The sequence below is a fragment of the Flavobacterium sp. ACAM 123 genome, assembly GCF_000264055.1.
Lineage (GTDB): Bacteria > Bacteroidota > Bacteroidia > Flavobacteriales > Flavobacteriaceae > Flavobacterium.
Genome location: NZ_AJXL01000079.1, coordinates 1 through 18,313, shown reverse-complemented (window position 1 = coordinate 18,313; position 18,313 = coordinate 1). Strand labels below are relative to the sequence as shown.

At 35.4% G+C, this 18,313-nt stretch carries 17 protein-coding genes and 1 pseudogene; 13 read left to right on the top strand and 5 right to left on the bottom strand.

Going from position 1 to position 18,313, the window contains the following annotated elements; genetic code table 11:
- Positions 1–862: 862 nt before the first annotated feature.
- The 12 genes from thrS to A3SG_RS22990 all read left to right on the top strand — a co-directional run bounded on the left by thrS (position 863) and on the right by A3SG_RS22990 (position 9,591).
- On the top strand, positions 863–2,809 hold the full coding sequence (thrS, locus tag A3SG_RS0113445) for a threonine--tRNA ligase (RefSeq protein ID WP_016990538.1): 1,947 nt from the start codon (positions 863–865) through the stop codon (positions 2,807–2,809).
- A 16-nt stretch (positions 2,810–2,825) separates the two neighbouring features.
- Positions 2,826–3,383 carry a translation initiation factor IF-3 gene (gene infC / locus A3SG_RS21315; protein ID WP_369828532.1) on the top strand — a complete coding sequence of 186 codons (558 nt, stop codon included), beginning with the start codon at positions 2,826–2,828 and terminating at the stop codon, positions 3,381–3,383.
- 127 nt (positions 3,384–3,510) lie between these two features.
- Entirely contained in the window at positions 3,511–3,708 is a 198-nt protein-coding gene (rpmI, locus tag A3SG_RS0113435; RefSeq protein WP_007136182.1) for a 50S ribosomal protein L35, read from the top strand.
- 176 nt (positions 3,709–3,884) lie between these two features.
- Entirely contained in the window at positions 3,885–4,229 is a 345-nt protein-coding gene (gene rplT / locus A3SG_RS0113430) for a 50S ribosomal protein L20 (protein WP_016990536.1), read from the top strand.
- Between the two features lie 174 nt (positions 4,230–4,403).
- Complete coding sequence (locus tag A3SG_RS19925) at positions 4,404–5,717, top strand: tetratricopeptide repeat protein (protein WP_016990535.1); 1,314 nt, start codon at positions 4,404–4,406, stop codon at positions 5,715–5,717.
- Between the two features lie 15 nt (positions 5,718–5,732).
- Complete coding sequence (locus A3SG_RS20880; RefSeq protein ID WP_016990534.1) at positions 5,733–6,122, top strand: sensor histidine kinase; 390 nt, start codon at positions 5,733–5,735, stop codon at positions 6,120–6,122.
- A gap of 5 nt (positions 6,123–6,127) precedes the next feature.
- Positions 6,128–6,796, top strand: a complete 669-nt coding sequence (locus tag A3SG_RS0113420; RefSeq protein ID WP_016990533.1) for a response regulator transcription factor — start codon at positions 6,128–6,130, stop codon at positions 6,794–6,796.
- Positions 6,797–7,048: 252 nt separating this feature from the next.
- A complete protein-coding gene (locus A3SG_RS0113415; RefSeq protein ID WP_016990532.1) occupies positions 7,049–7,354 on the top strand; it encodes a hypothetical protein in 306 nt (101 codons plus the stop codon).
- Positions 7,355–7,465: 111 nt separating this feature from the next.
- Positions 7,466–7,621 (top strand): hypothetical protein, encoded by a 156-nt coding sequence (locus A3SG_RS21660; RefSeq protein ID WP_157485474.1) that lies wholly within the window; start codon positions 7,466–7,468, stop codon positions 7,619–7,621.
- A 664-nt stretch (positions 7,622–8,285) separates the two neighbouring features.
- On the top strand, positions 8,286–8,633 hold the full coding sequence (locus A3SG_RS20875; RefSeq protein ID WP_016990530.1) for a hypothetical protein: 348 nt from the start codon (positions 8,286–8,288) through the stop codon (positions 8,631–8,633).
- A 155-nt stretch (positions 8,634–8,788) separates the two neighbouring features.
- Positions 8,789–9,136, top strand: a complete 348-nt coding sequence (locus tag A3SG_RS22995; protein WP_316945251.1) for a hypothetical protein — start codon at positions 8,789–8,791, stop codon at positions 9,134–9,136.
- Between the two features lie 104 nt (positions 9,137–9,240).
- Positions 9,241–9,591 carry a hypothetical protein gene (locus A3SG_RS22990; protein ID WP_316945250.1) on the top strand — a complete coding sequence of 117 codons (351 nt, stop codon included), beginning with the start codon at positions 9,241–9,243 and terminating at the stop codon, positions 9,589–9,591.
- Here the strand turns inward: A3SG_RS22990 and A3SG_RS0113395 are convergent, their stop codons facing one another.
- Both A3SG_RS0113395 and A3SG_RS0113390 read right to left on the bottom strand, forming a co-directional pair.
- Positions 9,592–10,434, bottom strand: a complete 843-nt coding sequence (locus A3SG_RS0113395) for an isoaspartyl peptidase/L-asparaginase (RefSeq protein WP_016990529.1) — start codon at positions 10,432–10,434, stop codon at positions 9,592–9,594. It lies immediately after the preceding gene.
- 111 nt (positions 10,435–10,545) lie between these two features.
- Complete coding sequence (locus A3SG_RS0113390; RefSeq protein WP_016990528.1) at positions 10,546–11,409, bottom strand: cyanophycinase; 864 nt, start codon at positions 11,407–11,409, stop codon at positions 10,546–10,548.
- A 213-nt stretch (positions 11,410–11,622) separates the two neighbouring features.
- Between A3SG_RS0113390 and cphA the strand changes: the two genes are divergently transcribed.
- A complete protein-coding gene (gene cphA / locus A3SG_RS0113385) occupies positions 11,623–14,247 on the top strand; it encodes a cyanophycin synthetase (protein ID WP_016990527.1) in 2,625 nt (874 codons plus the stop codon).
- A gap of 48 nt (positions 14,248–14,295) precedes the next feature.
- On the opposite strand, the pseudogene A3SG_RS19910 reads toward cphA, so the two are convergent.
- From A3SG_RS19910 to dnaB, 3 genes and pseudogenes are all read right to left on the bottom strand, one after another.
- Positions 14,296–15,208: pseudogene (locus A3SG_RS19910) on the bottom strand (glutaminase).
- Between the two features lie 33 nt (positions 15,209–15,241).
- Positions 15,242–16,504, bottom strand: a complete 1,263-nt coding sequence (locus tag A3SG_RS0113375; protein ID WP_016990526.1) for a hypothetical protein — start codon at positions 16,502–16,504, stop codon at positions 15,242–15,244.
- 168 nt (positions 16,505–16,672) lie between these two features.
- Positions 16,673–18,217, bottom strand: a complete 1,545-nt coding sequence (dnaB, locus tag A3SG_RS0113370; protein ID WP_029596810.1) for a replicative DNA helicase — start codon at positions 18,215–18,217, stop codon at positions 16,673–16,675.
- Between the last annotated feature and the right edge of the window lie 96 nt (positions 18,218–18,313).

Below are 18,313 nucleotides of genomic sequence, written 5' to 3'. Positions count from 1 at the left end.
AATTTTTTCGCCTCAGTTAATACACTTAGTGTGTTTCTCGAAGCGGGTGCAAAAGTACAACTTCTTTTGTTTCTCGCAAGCTTTTTTGAAAATTTTTAGAAAATAAATTTTCTTTATTATTTCATTTGCTTAGCAGGATGTAAAGAACTTATTCGTCGTTGCGGGTGCAAAAGTACCACCTTTATACCGCTAAACAATACTTTTAATTGCCTTTTTTTAACCTTTTAGTAACTTTATTTTTAAGTCACTGAAAATCTATTATTTGAGAATTGTACTTTTTGAGTTGATTTGTTAAAAGTAGGAATTATCAGCGCGTAAGCGAAGTGCTTTGCAAGTATTTTAATGGATCGCAGACTATAATGCGAAATTTATTAGCTTTATTACACGTCTAATCCTCTATCCAACTCTTTCTAAAGCAGACAAAGTGTTTGTCGATGCAGTTTCAACTTGCTTATATTATATTAATAACGTAACATGACAAATTCCAAACTAAATCGAACTGCCTAAACCCGCCTGAAGAAGAATGAGGATTCTCCCATCTAGCCGGGAGAGTATTTATCTCACCAAATAACTTTTAAGCATACCATTTTAATACGGCATATATTATTATAAACAAAAAACAACCAATACGACACTACTCCCCCTAGCCCCGATAGCAGTGGAAATCCTACTGAGCCGGCGTTCGGCGATGTAGATTGTAACGAATAGCGGGAAATAGCTCCTGAAAATAAATTACGCATCACTTATTATGGAACTACCTAGTAAAGCGCTTTGTTTTGACTCCTATATATAGAACAAACCTTAGCTATCTATTGTTTGTGTTTTTGTAATGACTATATTTGCACTCTTAAATTAACAAACAATGATTAAGATTACTTTGCCCGATGGGTCAGTTAAAGAGTTCGCGTCAGGCGTCATTCCAATGGAGGTTGCTAAAAGCATTAGTGAAGGATTTGCCAGAAATGTAATTTCGGCTTCTTTCAACGGTACAACAGTAGAAACAACAACTCCTTTGACGACGGATGGCAGTCTTATATTATATACATGGAATGACGAGAGCGGGAAGAAAGCTTTTTGGCATTCGACTTCACACGTCATGGCACAAGTTCTTGAGGAAATGTATCCTGGTATCAAACTAACACTTGGACCAGCGATTGCTAATGGTTTCTATTATGATGTAGATTTTGAAGATCACAAAATAACCGAGGCTGACTTTAAGAAAATTGAAGATCGCGTTCTTGAGATTTCAAGAGGAAAACACGAATTCAATCTTCGTCCTGTTTCTAAAGCAGATGCACTAGAACTATACAAAGACAACGTTTACAAAACCGAGATGATCACCAATCTTGAGGACGGAACGATTACGTTTTGCGATCATGATACCTTTACCGATTTATGTCGTGGAGGACATATCCCAAATACAGGTATCATCAAAGCGATGAAAATCATGAGCGTTGCTGGTGCTTACTGGAGAGGTGATGAGAAAAACAAACAACTAACACGTGTTTACGGGACTTCATTCCCAAAACAAAAAGAATTAACTGAGTACTTACTTTTACTTGAAGAGGCAAAACGTCGCGATCATAGAAAACTAGGAAAGGAACTTGAACTGTTTGCTTTTTCACAAAAAGTAGGTGCAGGTCTACCGTTGTGGCTACCAAAAGGAGCTGCATTAAGAGAAAGATTAGAACAATTCCTGAAAAAAGCACAGAAAAAAGCAGGTTATGAGCAAGTGGTTACCCCTCACATAGGTCACAAAGAGCTTTATGTTACCTCTGGTCATTATGCCAAATACGGAGCTGACAGCTTTCAGCCAATATCTACTCCACATGAAGGAGAAGAGTTTTTATTGAAACCGATGAACTGCCCACATCACTGCGAAATATACAACGTAAGACCCTGGTCATACAAAGATTTACCAAAACGATATGCTGAATTTGGAACTGTTTACAGATACGAACAAAGCGGCGAATTACACGGACTGACTCGCGTACGCGGTTTTACTCAGGATGACGCACATATCTTTTGTACGCCGGAACAACTGGATGAAGAGTTTAAAAAAGTAATTGACTTAGTTCTTTATGTTTTTGGCTCCTTGGGCTTTGAAAACTTTACTGCTCAAATTTCTTTAAGAGATAAAGAGGACAGAGAAAAGTACATCGGAAGTGATGAAAACTGGGAAAAAGCGGAGAATGCCATTATCAATGCTGCTGCAGACAAAGGACTGAGCACCGTTATCGAATACGGCGAAGCAGCTTTCTATGGTCCAAAGTTGGATTTTATGGTAAAAGATGCTTTGGGAAGACAATGGCAATTAGGAACAATTCAGGTAGACTACAACCTACCGGAACGTTTTGATTTAACTTACAAAGGCTCTGATAACGAATTACATAGACCGGTTATGATTCACAGAGCTCCTTTTGGTTCGATGGAAAGATTCATAGCCATCTTACTGGAGCACACAGCAGGAAATTTCCCACTCTGGTTAATGCCTGAACAGGCTATTATATTGTCTTTGAGTGAAAAATACGAAATATATGCGAAAAAAGTTTTAAATTTGTTAGAAAATCACGAAATTCGCGCCCTCGTTGACAACAGAAGTGAGACAATAGGTAAGAAAATTAGAGACGCTGAAATGCAAAAGATCCCGTTTATGCTGATTGTAGGCGAGGAAGAAGAGAAAAACGGTACCATTTCTATCCGGCGTCATGGACAGGAAGGAAAGGGAAACATCAGCGTTACAATCGAAGAGTTTGCTGCAATAGTAGACGAAGAGATCAAAAAGACATTAAAAGTATTTACAGTTTAACTTAAATTATAAAGTCATAGCAATAAGAAGCAACAGAGGTTATCAACCTCGCGTAGAAAAGAAGGATGCACACAGAATAAACAATCTTATTCGTGGTGTACAAGAAGTACGTCTTGTAGGTGAAAATATAGAGCCAGGAGTTTTTAAATTTACTGAAGCCCTAAAATTAGCTGATCAATTTGAATTAGATCTAGTTGAGATTTCGCCAAATGCAGAACCACCCGTTTGTAAGATCATGGATTACAAGAAATTTGTTTACGAACAAAAGAAACGTGATAAGATCCTAAAATCGAAGTCTACGCAAGTAGTAGTTAAAGAAATTCGTTTTGGTCCTCAAACAGATGAGCATGATTACGAATTTAAGAGAAAGAATGCTGAAAAATTCTTGAAAGAGGGTGCTAAATTGAAAGCGTTTGTTTTCTTCAAAGGACGTTCTATAATCTATAAAGACCAAGGTCAAATCTTATTATTAAGATTAGCTACGGACTTAGAAGAATTCGGTAAAGTGGAAGCGATGCCGGTTCTTGAAGGAAAGAGAATGATTATGTTCATTGCTCCGAAAAAGAAAAAATAGTGTCAGTTTGCAGTCTCAGCCTTCAGTTATTGACAGTTGAAACATTGCAATTGAAATAAAATAAGAGGCTGAAATAACTTCAGCCTAAAGATAAGTAAGTAAGAATAAATTAAAACACTAGGAAAAAATGCCTAAAATGAAAACCAAATCTAGCGCCAAGAAACGATTTAAAGTTACTGGTTCTGGAAAGATTAAAAGAAAGCATGCTTTTAAAAGTCACATCTTGACTAAAAAATCTAAAAAACGTAAATTAGCTTTGACACATTCAGCGCTAGTTCACAAATCAGATATGAAAAGCATCAAACAACAATTAAGAATTATATAATTTAGTAATCAGTAGTCAGCTCTTAGTAAGCAGTTTCCAACTGAACACTAAAATCTCAAAACTGAACACTTTTTTAAATTCTTTAGGTTAAAAACAATTTCAAATAACCTTGGAGTATGGCCTTTAAGTTCTCTTGATTTGATTCGGGACGCCTGCTACAAAAAAACAATAAAATTATGCCAAGATCGGTAAATTCAGTTGCAAAAAGAGCAAGAAGAAAAAAGATAATGAAGCTAGCCAAAGGATACTTTGGTAGACGTAAAAACGTTTGGACAGTAGCTAAAAATGCGGTAGAGAAAGCAATGTGCTACGCTTACCGTGACAGAAAAGTGAACAAAAGAAATTTCCGTGCTTTATGGATTCAACGTATCAACGCTGGAGCTAGATTAGAAGGAATGTCTTATTCACAATTCATGGGAAAAGTAAAAGCTAATGGAATCGAATTGAACAGAAAAGTTCTTGCCGATTTAGCGATGAACCACCCTGAAGCTTTCAAAGCTGTACTTAATAAAGTAAAATAAACGTTTTATAAACTCAATTTAGATTACTTACTTATAGAGAAACCTCAATCGAAAGATTGGGGTTTTTTGTTTTTAAACTCCCCCGATTAGACCAATTTCCACAAGCATCAATGATTTATATAAATAGTTTCTCAAATAATTCCCTTTCGTAAATAAATACTGTAATTTCGATTTATGATACCAAAGAAGCTATATCTTTTATTTTTTATTTTGCTTGTAATTTTTACACAAAGCTGTAAAAAAGAACTGCCAGTAATTCCGGAAAAGAAAAGTGATCTAGTCGAAATCAAACGACTGATAGCCTTAGGTGATGACTATTTTGAAAGTAGTAAATATGACAGCTCCTACTATTACTTTGATAAAGCAAAATTAGCTTGTGATCCAAAAAAACATCCTAAACAATATGTCTACGCCATTTCAAATCTAGCAACTATACAACAAAATCAAGGCGATTTCAGCGGCAGTGAGACTACAGCTATGGAGGCTATGCCAATTTTAGAAACCACAACAAATCCTAATTGTAAATGGAGCATATATACAATATTGGGAATTAACTATTTAAATACATTTGATTATTATTATGCTCTTTATTACTTTAATAGCGCTCTAGATTTAAAAACAGATGGATACCGACATAATGGTGCTTTAAACAATATTGCCTTAACTTACATGGAACAAGAGGAGTATCAAAAAGCTTTAACAATACTATTACCAATGACTCTTGATAATAAAGTTAAAAATGACCCTACGGAAAACTCAAGAATAATTAATAATATTGGACATTGCTATTTCAAAACTGGCAACCCAAAAAGCCTTGATTTTTTAACAAAGTCATTAAAAATAAGAACACAATTAAAGAATAATTGGACTTTAGTAACGAGCTTTTATAATCTATCTCTATTTTATGAAAAAAATAGCCCTAATTTATCTAGAAAATATGCTCAATTATCATATGACAAATCAACAATTCTAAATAATGTTGATATAAGATTAGAATCCTTAAAACTATTAATTCGAAATAGTAGCGGCACTTCATTAAAAAAATATTCTCTTAATTACATACACATCAACGACAGTATCACCAAAGTTCGTCAACAGGCAAAAAATCAATTTGCAAAAATGAAATATGATTCTAAGAAAGGAAACGATGAAATTCTACAACTAAAAGCCCAAAAAGATGAAAATGCGTTAGAGTTACAACTCCAAAAAAACACAACTTTGAACCTTTACTTTATAGTTGGACTCCTACTTACTATTACTGGTTTTATATATTCCTATCTCGTTGAAAAAAGTAAACGAGGAAAAATTAAAACCTCCTACGATACAGAAGTCCGAATAGCAAAAAAACTTCACGATGAACTGGCAAACGATGTTTACCAGACGATGGCATTTGTGGAAACACAAGACCTATCCTCTTCTCATAACAAAGAAATTCTCCTTGACAATTTAGATACTATCTATTCCAGAACGCGTAACATATCTAAATAAAACAATTTCATTCCAATGGGGCCTGATTTTATAACTAACCTAAAAGAAATGATCTCTGGTTTCGATACTGAATACGTGAATATTTTGATTTACGGAGTAGATACTATCAACTGGATTACTATCACAGATATTAAAAAAATCACATTATACAGAGTGCTTCAGGAATTCCTAATCAATATGAAAAAGCATAGTGAAGCTAGTTTAGTCGTACTGTCCTTCAAAATATATGAAAATAATTTATATGTAGAATACACTGATAACGGCATAGGAGTAGCTATTGAGAAGCTAAATTCAAAAAATGGACTTCATAATGTGGAAAACCGTATTCTCGCTATAAAAGGAACAATTACCTTTGATTCTAAATCAAGTAAAGGATTTAAATCAAGTATCATATTCCCTATATAATCGTTATGTTCAAAAAAGTATTAGTTGCCGAAGATTTAGACAGTATCAGCATTGCCGTTGTGCAAGCTCTAGAAACACTCTCTATTGAAGTAATTCAACATTCTAAATATTGTGACGATGCCTATTTGCAAATAAAAAAGGCACTCTACGATAATGAGCCCTACGATTTATTAATCTCCGATTTATCGTTTAAAACGGATCATCGCGAAAACAAGCTGACTTGCGGCGATGAACTTATTGAAGCTGTGAAAAAAATTCAGCCCGATATTAAAACAATTGTATTCTCAATAGAGGATAAGTCATATAGAATAAAATCCTTATTTAATAATTTAGGTATTAATGCCTATGTTTCGAAAGGACGAAATAGCATCCCTGAGCTTAAGAATGCGGTGGAAAGCATTTTTAAGACTGACGAAAAAAATATTTCATCAGGCCTAACCTATACTTTAAATGACAAATCTCTTCATGAAATCGAAGCCTACGATATTTCGCTTTTGAAGTTATTATCCAAAGGATGCATCCTAGATGAAATTTCAGTGGAATTCAAAAATACGGGAATAATACCTAATGGCAGCAGCAGTATAGAGAAGCGAATTAACAAACTAAAAATTTACTTCAAAGCCAATAACAATGTGCATCTAATAGCCATCGCCAAAGATTTGGGTTTGGTTTAAAGAGCGAACTCTTTCCTATATATTGCCTAAAAAATTTACAAAACACGGTTTACTTCAACATCATCGTCACTTGAACAGCTGATTTACCACTTGTGCTAATCTCAATCATTTGGCATTAAATCTACAATTATACCAACTCCATAAAAAGAAATATTTAGCCCTTTACGGTTTCCCTTAAGGTAGTCTCTTATATTGCCTTTAAATTTGCTTTTATTTTAAAACCAGGGAGTGTTACATTTAAATAATCAAATCATGCAAATTAACAACAAAACAGCAGTATTGGATAATACTACAGAAAGAAACGAAAACTTCATTGATAATAAATGGGGTAATCAACTTATTGATTATAAGAATTATGTTAAGGAATGCATCAAGCATTATAAAAAAGCTCAGAAAGGAAATGAAGTTTCATTAGCAATATTTCCCTATATGAAAGTAAAATGGGACGCACTAAATGACCTTCTTACTGCCGCAACTAAGAAAAATCTTCTTACAGAAAAACAAATTAAAAAGATAATTAAAATTCAATCCAAAATAGTTAACACCAGCGCTGAATGATTCTAAACGGTACTAAATAGCATTGCGCCACTACGCCTGACGAGGAATCCTGCAACAAAAAATCACTAACAATGTTACTTATATTGTTCTAACAAATACCTGCTTAGATAAATGATTTTTACACCTCAACTCTCTATAAAACCTAATTTAATCATCAGTAAAGGCTCAATTCCTAGTTATTCTCCTGAACTTACAAACACGTACGCCACAGTATTTGAAGATAGCATGTACGTTATTGAAAATAATGAGAGAGAGAAGTACAATTAAAAAAGTTAACTAATATAAAAAGGAGAAAATACCATTACAACACTATGTATTATGGTCTGGCAGCCCTATTAATTACAATGATTATAGGAGATAGGCAAGAACTACCTTTCCTGATAGCCCTAAAGTTGATTATCGCAGTACTTCTTGTCATCAGAACTTACTTTAAAACCTTTCAATATAAACTTATCATAGTTCAGCACTATCAATTTATTGAATTAATAATTTCTGAAAAATATAAGGTGGCAGCCAAAAAACTATTTGTCCATTTGAAAAGACGTATCGATAAACAGCGGGAATTTTAACTCAATAACTATACTTTTCACTGTATTTAAATGGTTCAATAATTAAAAAGCCTAAACTAATTTTGAATCCTGCAGAAAAAAGCCAGAGAATTTATAGCAAGCAATCTGTACCTTTACTATTCTTTATCATATGATTTTTCAAATAAGACAAAGAGTACGTGAATAACTTCAAAGGGAACTTATATGAACCAATTATCCTTGTGTACTAGAGATGCATTTCAATAGACACAAATAATAGTGATGCTAGCAGGAACTCTCTGTGCTATATACATCCTGTTCCAAATGAATAAAAATTAACCCATAATGAGGTTTTCCGTACGGAAATCACTTTATCTCCTTGTACTTTTGATAAAAAAACAAAGATGACCGGGAAATTAAATACCATCCAAATAATGTTTTGTTGCTTATCTCTAGTCTTGGGCTCTTGCAAAAATTCAGGAGAATCAAAACAAGTAACCCATCATTCAGATGCTAAGGTTAAGAAACAAATCGAAACCTTGGAACTTGATCATTATGACTACAGCGTCGCAGGCACTGATGAAGACGGTAACCATGTCAACGGAAATATAAATATTGAAGGGAAAATTGGTCTTGGTACCCTTATTAGAAAAGATGCTGAGAAAATTGAAATTGTAGTGGAATGGGTTGGCAAACAAAAACTAATGGCGACTGATTTAGATGGTTATGAATACGATCTAAGAATCAGGTAAATTATCTATGCAGGTGATTAAAAACCTTGACTTTAATTATCTTCTACTTTACTAGTAGCTACTTTTTATTTTATCAGTTTCGAAGAATAACATCCCATTCTTCCAATATAATTTATTAAGTTGCAGCTTATTCAATCTTAGTTTTTTCCCAATAAATGAAACGTATTCTTTTAGTCTTTCTACTCCTTTTCTGTTCTGTCTTTTATCCCCAAACCAAACTCATCTCCTGGAATATTGCAAATTTAGGTCATTCCAAATCTCAGAAGACCATTCACTATATTGCTAATGCTGTGCGGGACTATGATGTTATTGCCATTCAGGAAGTAGTGGCAGGTTATGGCGGTGTTCAAGCGGTTGCAAAACTAGCAGACGAACTGAACCGTACTGGAACCAAATGGGATTATGTAATTAGTGATCCAACGAACAGTAGCGCCTATAAAACGGAACGTTATGCTTTTATATGGAAAACCGCAAAACTTAAAAAATTGGTACCGCATGGTTAGAAAAAAGATACCATTTAGAAATTGAGCGGGAACCTTATTTTTGTACTTTTCAATTCGAAAACAAACAATTTACTGTTGTTAACTTTCATGCGATAACCAAAAAAATGCAACCCGAAACCGAAATAAAATACTTTAAGTTTCTACCTGATGAATACCCTACTCTAAATTTAATATTTGCCGGTGATTTTAATTGTCCACAATCGCACAGCGTTTTTAATCCTTTAAGAAAAATGGGATATCAATCTATATTGGTTGGTCAAAAAACATCTTTAAAACAAAAATGTAAAAAGAATAAATACCTTGCGTCTGAATATGACAATATGTATTACAAAACATCCAAAATTAAAAGAATGAACGCAGGGATTATTCCTTTTTACAAAGACTTTAATACTTTAAAAGAAGCAAGAAGAATATCAGACCATATCCCTATCTGGTTCGAGTTCTCATTAAATTAATTATTCGAATACTTCAAATTTATCGCCGTCAAAACTCGCAAAAACCATAGAAGGATGAGAATCCTGATGATAGCTATTTCCTTCACTGTCAATCGCTATAGCACCTGCAAAGCCATCATAAGGTTTTAGTTCCTTAAAAGTTTTAGTAAAAGCTTCTTTTAACGAAAAACCATCAGTAACACGCGTTACAATTTTAGCAGCGGTGGCATTACTCATGATGTCCTCTCCTACTCCAGTTAAACTCACGCCGCAAAAGGCATTGGCATAATTCCCAGCAACAGTTGCTGAATCAGATATCCTACCCGGAACTTCAAATCCTTTACCTCCTGTAGATGTTGCCGCAGCAATGTTTCCGTTTCGATCAAAAGCGACACAACCTACGGTTCCTGTACCAAATGATTTTAATTTTTCTTCATATTCTGCACGACGTTGCGGAATTTCGGTCGAAAATGATTCAAACCCATTTTTCCTTGCGAAGTTTGTAGCGCCACTCCCCCCTAAGACTCGATCGTCGTATTGCATTAATATTTGCGCCACTTGAACTGGGTTTTTTACTTGTTCAATATTGATCACGCCGCTCACTTTCTGGGTTTCTCCGTCCATTATCGCAGCACTCATCCTGATTTTCCCATCACTTTGTATTTGGGACCCGATGCCAGCATTGAACAATTCATTGTCTTCCAGCATTGAAACTGCAAAAATAACTGTTTCTAACGCTGAATGCGTTTTTAAATAGTCATAGGAGTCCTTAACTATTTGCTCTAAAGCCGCTTGTTTGGCTACTTTTGTCTCAGGACTGGTGGAGGATTCAGAGAAAAAACCACCGTGTATAATTAGTTTCATTATTTTTATATTTCAGATTTCTAATTCTATTGTGCGAATTAGAATAGCTATTTTAGAAACAAAAGACAACATAGCGTTGCTTTTACTCAAACTCAAAATAGCTTAATTATATTATGAATTATGAATTTGCATTTTATGCGTTTTAATATCATAAGTATCGTTCATACTCATCACGTGCACCACCAAGTTATTTATTGAAATAGGCTGGCCCAATTTTACCTGAGTCAGATTAGTATCCTTGATATCTCGCCCATCAACTAAAATAACTAATCCAGAACCTATCGCTTCCATCTGATTATTATTAGTAATTAACAAACCCGTATCCTCTCCTAATCCAATACCAAGAACTCTGGGATTACTTACGACTGTTTGAAACAGTCTACCTATTCTTCCTCTCCTTACAAAATGGGTGTCAATCACAACTCCGTCAATTAAACCCAGTCCACTTGTGATTTTTACCTCACCCTTTAATAGCGCTTCTGAACTGCTTCCCTGATAGATCATATTGTTGGAGGCTGCTGCTGCTCCAGCAGATGTTCCAGCATACACAAATTCTTCATTATGGTATTTATCCAATAAGATATCGTGAAATGGAGTTCCGCCAAGAATGGAAGTTAAACGCAATTGATCTCCTCCTGTAAATATTACGACATCCGCTGCTTTTAAGCGCGTCAAAACAGCTTCATCTGCCGCTTCTTCGCGTTTGTCTATATAAAGAACGTCAATATTTTTAGCATCTAAATAAGCAAATGCTTCCACATATTCAGGACCAATTTCTTTTGGAATATTTGATGCTGTAGTAATTACTTCGATACGTGAATTTTCTTTATGTTTAGACTCGCTGATTATTCTTTTAAGAATTCCAGTTTCAAAAAAATGTAGATTACTGGCGCTATTTTTATCTATATCAGCTTCAGTAAAACTTCCTTTGTCTACTGCACCACCTATTATTATTAATTTTCCTGTTATATTCATCTGACAAAAATAAACAAAATAAAAAAAGGAGCTATTGAACTACTGTGTTTATTTTAAAATAATAAAGTCACCGTTACTGTTAATTATACTACATAAATTTTGTTTCATCTGTAAAAACCTTTATATTGGTTGCAACATATTTTTTTAAAGAAAAATACAGAATAGAATTTACCAATATAAATTAATCTCAACTAGTATAACCCTTTCGTTTTTATGAAAATAATCAAAGTACAAGCTCTTCGTGGACCAAATATTTGGAGTATCCAAAGAAAAAAATTAATCCAAATGCGATTGGATTTGGAGGAAATGGAACAATTTCCAACCAATAAAATAGAAGGATTTAAAGAAAGAATAGAAGCAATGTTACCTACACTGATTGAACATCGCTGTTCAGAAGGTTGTCGCGGCGGATTTTTTTCCAGAGTGGAACGCGGTACTTGGATGGGACATGTAATTGAACATATCGCACTTGAAATACAAACACTGGCAGGAATGGACACTGGCTTTGGAAGAACTCGTGAAACCAAAACACTCGGGACCTATAATGTTGTTTTCAGTTATACAGAAGAAAATGTTGGCCTTTTTGCTGCGGAATCAGCCGTTGCGATCGCGGAGTCTTTGATTGCGGGAACCGAATATGATTTGGAAAGCGATTTACAAAAAATGCGAGAAATCAGGGAACGTGTCCGTTTGGGACCAAGTACTGGAAGTATCGTGGAAGAGGCTGTTTCAAGAAACATTCCTTGGATTCGCTTAGGAACTAATTCATTAGTTCAATTGGGTCATGGTATAAATCAGATGCGTTTTCAAGCTACAATTACCTGCAAGACCAGCAGTATAGCTGTTGATATGGCCTGCAACAAAGAGCTGACAAAAAAGATGCTTGATATGGCTTCAATTCCTGTAGCTAAGGGGAGTATTTGTGTAGACGAAGAGGATTTAGCAGAAACTATCAATAAAATTGGCTATCCCATCGTCCTGAAACCACTTGACGGAAATCATGGTAAAGGAGCTTCCATTAATGTTACCAATTGGGAAGATGCTGTTTCTGGTTTGGCTTTCGCCAAAGAATACAGCAGACGTATTATCGTTGAAAAATTCATTACCGGTTTTGATTTTAGAATATTAGTAATTGACAATAAATTAGTAGCCGCAGCAAAACGAGTACCTGCTCATGTAATAGGAGATGGGGAAAATTCAATCCAAGAATTAATTGCCATTGTAAACCTAGATCCAAGAAGGGGTTATGGTCATGAAAATGTCTTAACACAGATTGATGTTGACAGGGATACCGAAGATCTGCTTGGAAAATTGAACTATACTTTAGAAACTATTGTAGAATCCGGTGAGGTTGTCTATTTGAAATCTACCGCTAATCTAAGTACAGGCGGCACCTCTGTAGACATAACAGATATGCTACATCCTGAAAACATATTTTTAGCAGAAAGGATATCAAGAGTAATTGGATTAGATATTTGTGGTGTAGATATTATGGCAGAGAATTTAACACAGCCTTTAAAAGACAATGGTGGTGTTATTCTTGAAGTAAATGCAGCACCCGGTTTTAGAATGCACCTTGCTCCATCTGAAGGTTTACCTAGAAATGTGGCCGCTCCTGTTATTGATATGCTCTATCCTCCTGGAAAATCGTGCCGTATTCCAATTATCGCAGTAACAGGAACTAATGGTAAAACAACCACTACACGACTGCTTGCACATATTGTAAAAAACAATGGCTACAAAGTAGGTTTCACTACTTCTGATGGGATTTATATTCAAAATCACATGATGGAAAAAGGAGATACTACCGGTCCTCAAAGTGCACAATATGTATTAAGAGATCCTACAGTTGAATTTGCTGTTTTGGAAACGGCAAGAGGAGGTATATTGCGCTCCGGATTGGGTTTCAGTATTTGTGACATAGGTATTATTACCAACATTCAAGAAGATCATTTAGGAATAAGTGACATTCACTCTCTGGAAGATTTGGCAAAAGTAAAAGCGACTGTCGTCGAGAGCATCAAGAAAGATGGCTGGGCAATTTTGAATGGAGATGATGAACATTGCATGAAATTAGGTGCTGAGCTAAACTGTAATGTCGCTTACTTCAGTTTAGACGAAGAAAGTCCATTTATAAAAAAATTAAGCGCTGAAGGAAAAACAGTTGCTGTTTATGAGAACGGGTTTATCACCATCAAAAAAGGAGAATGGAAAATCAGAATCGAACGTGCCACACATGTTCCTTTGACACTTGGCGGAAAAGCCAAATTTATGATTGCAAATGTTCTAGCAGCGACCTTAGCTAGTTATGTCTGGGGATTCAAAACTGAAGATATTAGTTTGTCCTTACAGACTTTCATTCCTAGTGCTGCTCAAACACCGGGCCGCATGAATATTTTTGAGTTCAGAAAATTTAAAGTGTTGATTGATTTTGCGCATAATGCTTCCGGTTACAGAGGTGTTGAAGAATACTTACAAAGTGTAGATGCCAGCAAAAAAATTGGAATTATTGCGGGTATTGGTGATCGTCGCGATGAAGATATTCGTGAATGTGCCACCATTGCTGCGAGAATGTTTGATCACATCATCATTAGACAAGAAAAATATTTGAGAGGAAGAAGCGAAGAAGAAATAATAAATCTGATATTAGAGGGGATTACCGCATCAGGTCAAGATGTGACTTATGAAATTATCCCAAAAGAAACGGAAGCTATAAGACATGCCATAAAATTTGCAGAGGAAGGAAGTTTTATTACCTGCTTGAGCGATGTAGTAACTAATGCTATCGAAATTGTACAGGAATACCTCGATAAGGAAAACGAACATGGTATTGTTTAATTTTTTTATGTGAACATAAAAGCTACTGGAAACAGTAGCTTTTTTTTATTAAAAAACTGACATTCCTGTTTTTGTCGTCAATAATTCCAATGCATGCATTCCCAATTCTGAATTGCCTTTCTTGTTTAACTTAGGGGACCAAGTTGCTACCACGAAAATCTTAGGAAATAAAGCCACGATACCACCGCCAATTCCACTTTTGCCTGGCAATCCCACTTTATAGGTAAACTCACCCGACTCATCATAAAACCCGCAGGTTTGCATCAAAGCATTCAATCTTTTTACTTGACTTTTTGTCAAAATTTGCTTTCCTCCTTTCGTTTTTCCCTCATTGGCAAAGAAGAAAAAAGAATGAGCTAATTCACTGCAGGTCATTTCGATGGAACATTGATGAAAATAAAAATACTAAAACAGTGTCTACATCATTTTCAATATTTCCAAATGACTTTAAAAAGTTGGCCAAAGCCGCATTTCTAAAACGAGTGTCTTTTTCGGATTGTGCTACATCCAAATTGTAATCAATTGCTGGACTTCCAGAAATGAGTCTTATAAATGCCAGAAAATCTTCCTTGGGATTTTTTAAGCAGGAAACTAAGATATCTGCTATGACGATCGCTCCAGCATTAATAAACGGATTTCTCGGTATACCCTTTTCATGTTCTAATTGAATCAAAGAATTAAAAGCAGTTCCAGAAGGTTCGACGCCTACTCTTTCCCATATTCTTTCATCCCAAAAAGAAAAGGCCAAAGCGACGGTTAACGCTTTTGAAATACTCTGAATAGAAAATTTTTCATCACTATCTCCAACTCCAAAGTCGTCTCCGTCAATTGTAGTCAAATGAATACCGAATTTATTTGGACTCACTTTAGCTAATTCTGGTATAGTTGTCGTTACGTTTCCCTTAATTGGAAATGCATTTGACTCCTCTTGTATTTCTCGTAAAATTGATGCGTAATCCATAATGTAGTGATTATTTTAGAAGCTAGTCAAAGATTAGGTCTTCTGTTTTTTCTTTCTCGCAGCAGGAAACAAAACGTTATTTAAAATTAATCGGTATCCGGGAGAATTAGGGTGTAAATCCAAAACTGTGGGAGCTTCTCCCACCTGATGCTGGAAATCTTCCGGATCATGCCCACCGTAAAATGTAAACATTCCTTTTCCTTTTTCGCCGTGAATGTATCGTGCTTCCCCATTGAGTTCACAGCTACCCATAATTAAAACGTTTGATTTAATTAGTGCGGAATCAAAGGAAGTAGTCTGACCCATAAACCCTTTGACGAGTTGGGTATGATTTTGACATAGCATACTTGGTATAGGATCCCATTTAGCGGAAAACTGCATTAGCGTAAAATAATCTTTTTCCATTGGAATTCGCCGTTTCTCCGTCATGTCAATATCTGAAAATTCATATTTCTCTGGTTTTCGTTCCAAGATAAAGTCTTTAAAAGCAAAAGAGTTGCCGTAATTCATACTAGACTGATAATTGGCATCACTTGGATCACCATCAAACATAGGTTCACAAATATCAACGCCATCAGCTGCCAAAGCAATATCAAAACTGTCCGTAGCAGAGCACATGGCAAACATAAACCCTCCTCCAACGACAAAATCCCTTATTTTTTTGGCGACAGCTCCTTTTTCCTCTGAAACTTTTGTAAAGCCTAACTTGGATGCCAGTTCCTGAGCCTCTTTCTTATCCTCAATGTACCAGGGAACATTTTTATAGGCGCCAAAAAACTTTCCGTATTGTCCCGTAAAATCTTCATGGTGCAAATGCAACCAATCATAAAGCACTAGTTGGTCACTTAGAACTTCCTCATCGTATATTGGGGTAAATGGAATTTCAGCATAAGTCAAAACTAGTGTAACCGCATCATCCCAAAGTTGCTTGCCTTTAGGTGTATAAACTGCAATTCTTGGTGCCTTTTCAAGGATAACGGCGTCCATGTTTTGAGATGGGCTCGCTATTTCATTTAAAATTCTAGTTTCTTCACTTTCAGAAAGCACTTCAAAACTAACTCCTCTAATCTGACATTCTTTGCGTATTTCTGGAGCGTCTGGTAACAGGAAAGACCCGCCACGGTAGTTGAGTAACCAGCTGGCTTTGTAGTTTTTTTCTAAACACCAAAAAGTAATCCCGTAAGCTTTCAGGTGATTCTGTTGCGTATTTTCATCCATTGGCAACAAAATAAAAGAAGCTTTTGTTGCAATCGATACCAAAAAAACTAAAATAAACAGTACTCTTTTAGGAATCATTATATGAGGTTTTGAATCAAAGATAGAAAAGGAAAAGATTTAAATTGCTCAAATCTAGATTTTTAAATCAATATAACTTCAAGAGGTCTTCTTTCAAGAAATTATTTGAAATAAAGTATTTAATGCAGAGCATAAAAAAAGCCTATAAAAATAGGCTTTTGGTACTTTCTAAAAAGGCATGTCACTGTCGTCTTCATCATCATTGAGATTACTCCCGAATGCTTCATGTGGCGAAGGCAAATTTTTAGTTTGAAAGGGATTATCGTCTTGATTCATAGAAGAGGGTAAATCATCATAATTACCACTATGATCTTCTAAATTATCAAACTTACCTAAATGCCCAATGAACTTCAAACGAACGTTTTCAATACTACCATTACGGTGTTTCGCGATCATTATTTCTGCCTGACCAGCTGTATTTGAAGCTTCATCATCATCCCATTCGTCAATTTTATAGTACTCCGGACGGTATAAAAAAGACACGATATCCGCATCTTGCTCAATCGCACCTGATTCACGAAGGTCTGAAAGCAAAGGTCTTTTACTGGACCCACGGGTTTCAACCGCACGCGATAGCTGTGAAAGCGCTATTACGGGAACATTAAGTTCTTTTGCTAATGCTTTTAAGTTTCGGGAAATTGTTGAGATTTCCTGCTCTCTGTTTCCACCACCTTTACCATTTCCTCCAGCAGTCATTAATTGTAAGTAATCCACAATAATGATTCGAATTCCGTGCTGTGAGACCAATCGCCTTGCCTTAGCTCTTAGATCAAAAATAGAGAGTGATGGCGTATCATCAATAAACAATGGAGCTTTCTCTAAATTTTTTACCTTTGTACTCAATTGTTCCCATTCGTGTTTTTCTAGCTTCCCAGTACGCAATTTCTCTGAAGACAAACCAGTTTCAGAGGAAATCAAACGTGTAATTAATTGCACAGATGCCATCTCTAATGAGAATAAAGCCACTGGCATTCCATAATCAATAGCCATATTCCTTGCCATTGACAATACAAATGCGGTCTTACCCATCGCCGGTCTTGCTGCGATAATAATTAAATCACTGGGCTGCCAACCCGAAGTTATTTTATCTAATTTTTCAAAACCGGTGGCCACGCCACTTAGCCCTTCCTGTCCTGCTATTTCTTCAATTCTCTTTTTAGCTTGTAATACTAAGCTTTGTGCTGTTTCAGAACTTCGTTTTATATTCCCTTGAGTAACTTCATAGAGTTTAGATTCTGCTCTATCCAATAAATCAAAAACATCGGTAGTTTCGTCATAGGATTCTTCAATTATTTCCGAAGAAATCCGAATCAAACTTCGTTGAATGAATTTTTGCAGAATAATTCGCGAGTGAAACTCGATATGTGCTGATGAAGATATTTTTTGTGTAAGCTGGATTAAATAAAAATCACCCCCAGCTAAATCTAATTTTGCGTTTTTCTTTAATTGTGCGGATACAGTAAGTAAGTCGATAGGTTGCGTATCGGTAAATAACTGTACTATCGCTTCAAAAATATGTTTGTGTGCGTCTTTATAAAAAGCATCAGGTGATAAAATATCAATTACATCATCTACCCCTTTTTTATCAATCATCATGGCCCCAAGAACGGCCTCTTCCAATTCCAAAACCTGTGGTGGTAGTTTGCCTTTTTCCAGGTTTATAATTGTTGTTTTGTCGACCTTAACTGGGTTTATATTCCTGAAGTTTTCCATAAAGCGAAAGTAACAAAAAATTAAAAAAGATCGGTGTTGACTTATTACAAATAATTGTTTATAAGTCACTAATTTTTGTTTATAACCCAAAAAAAA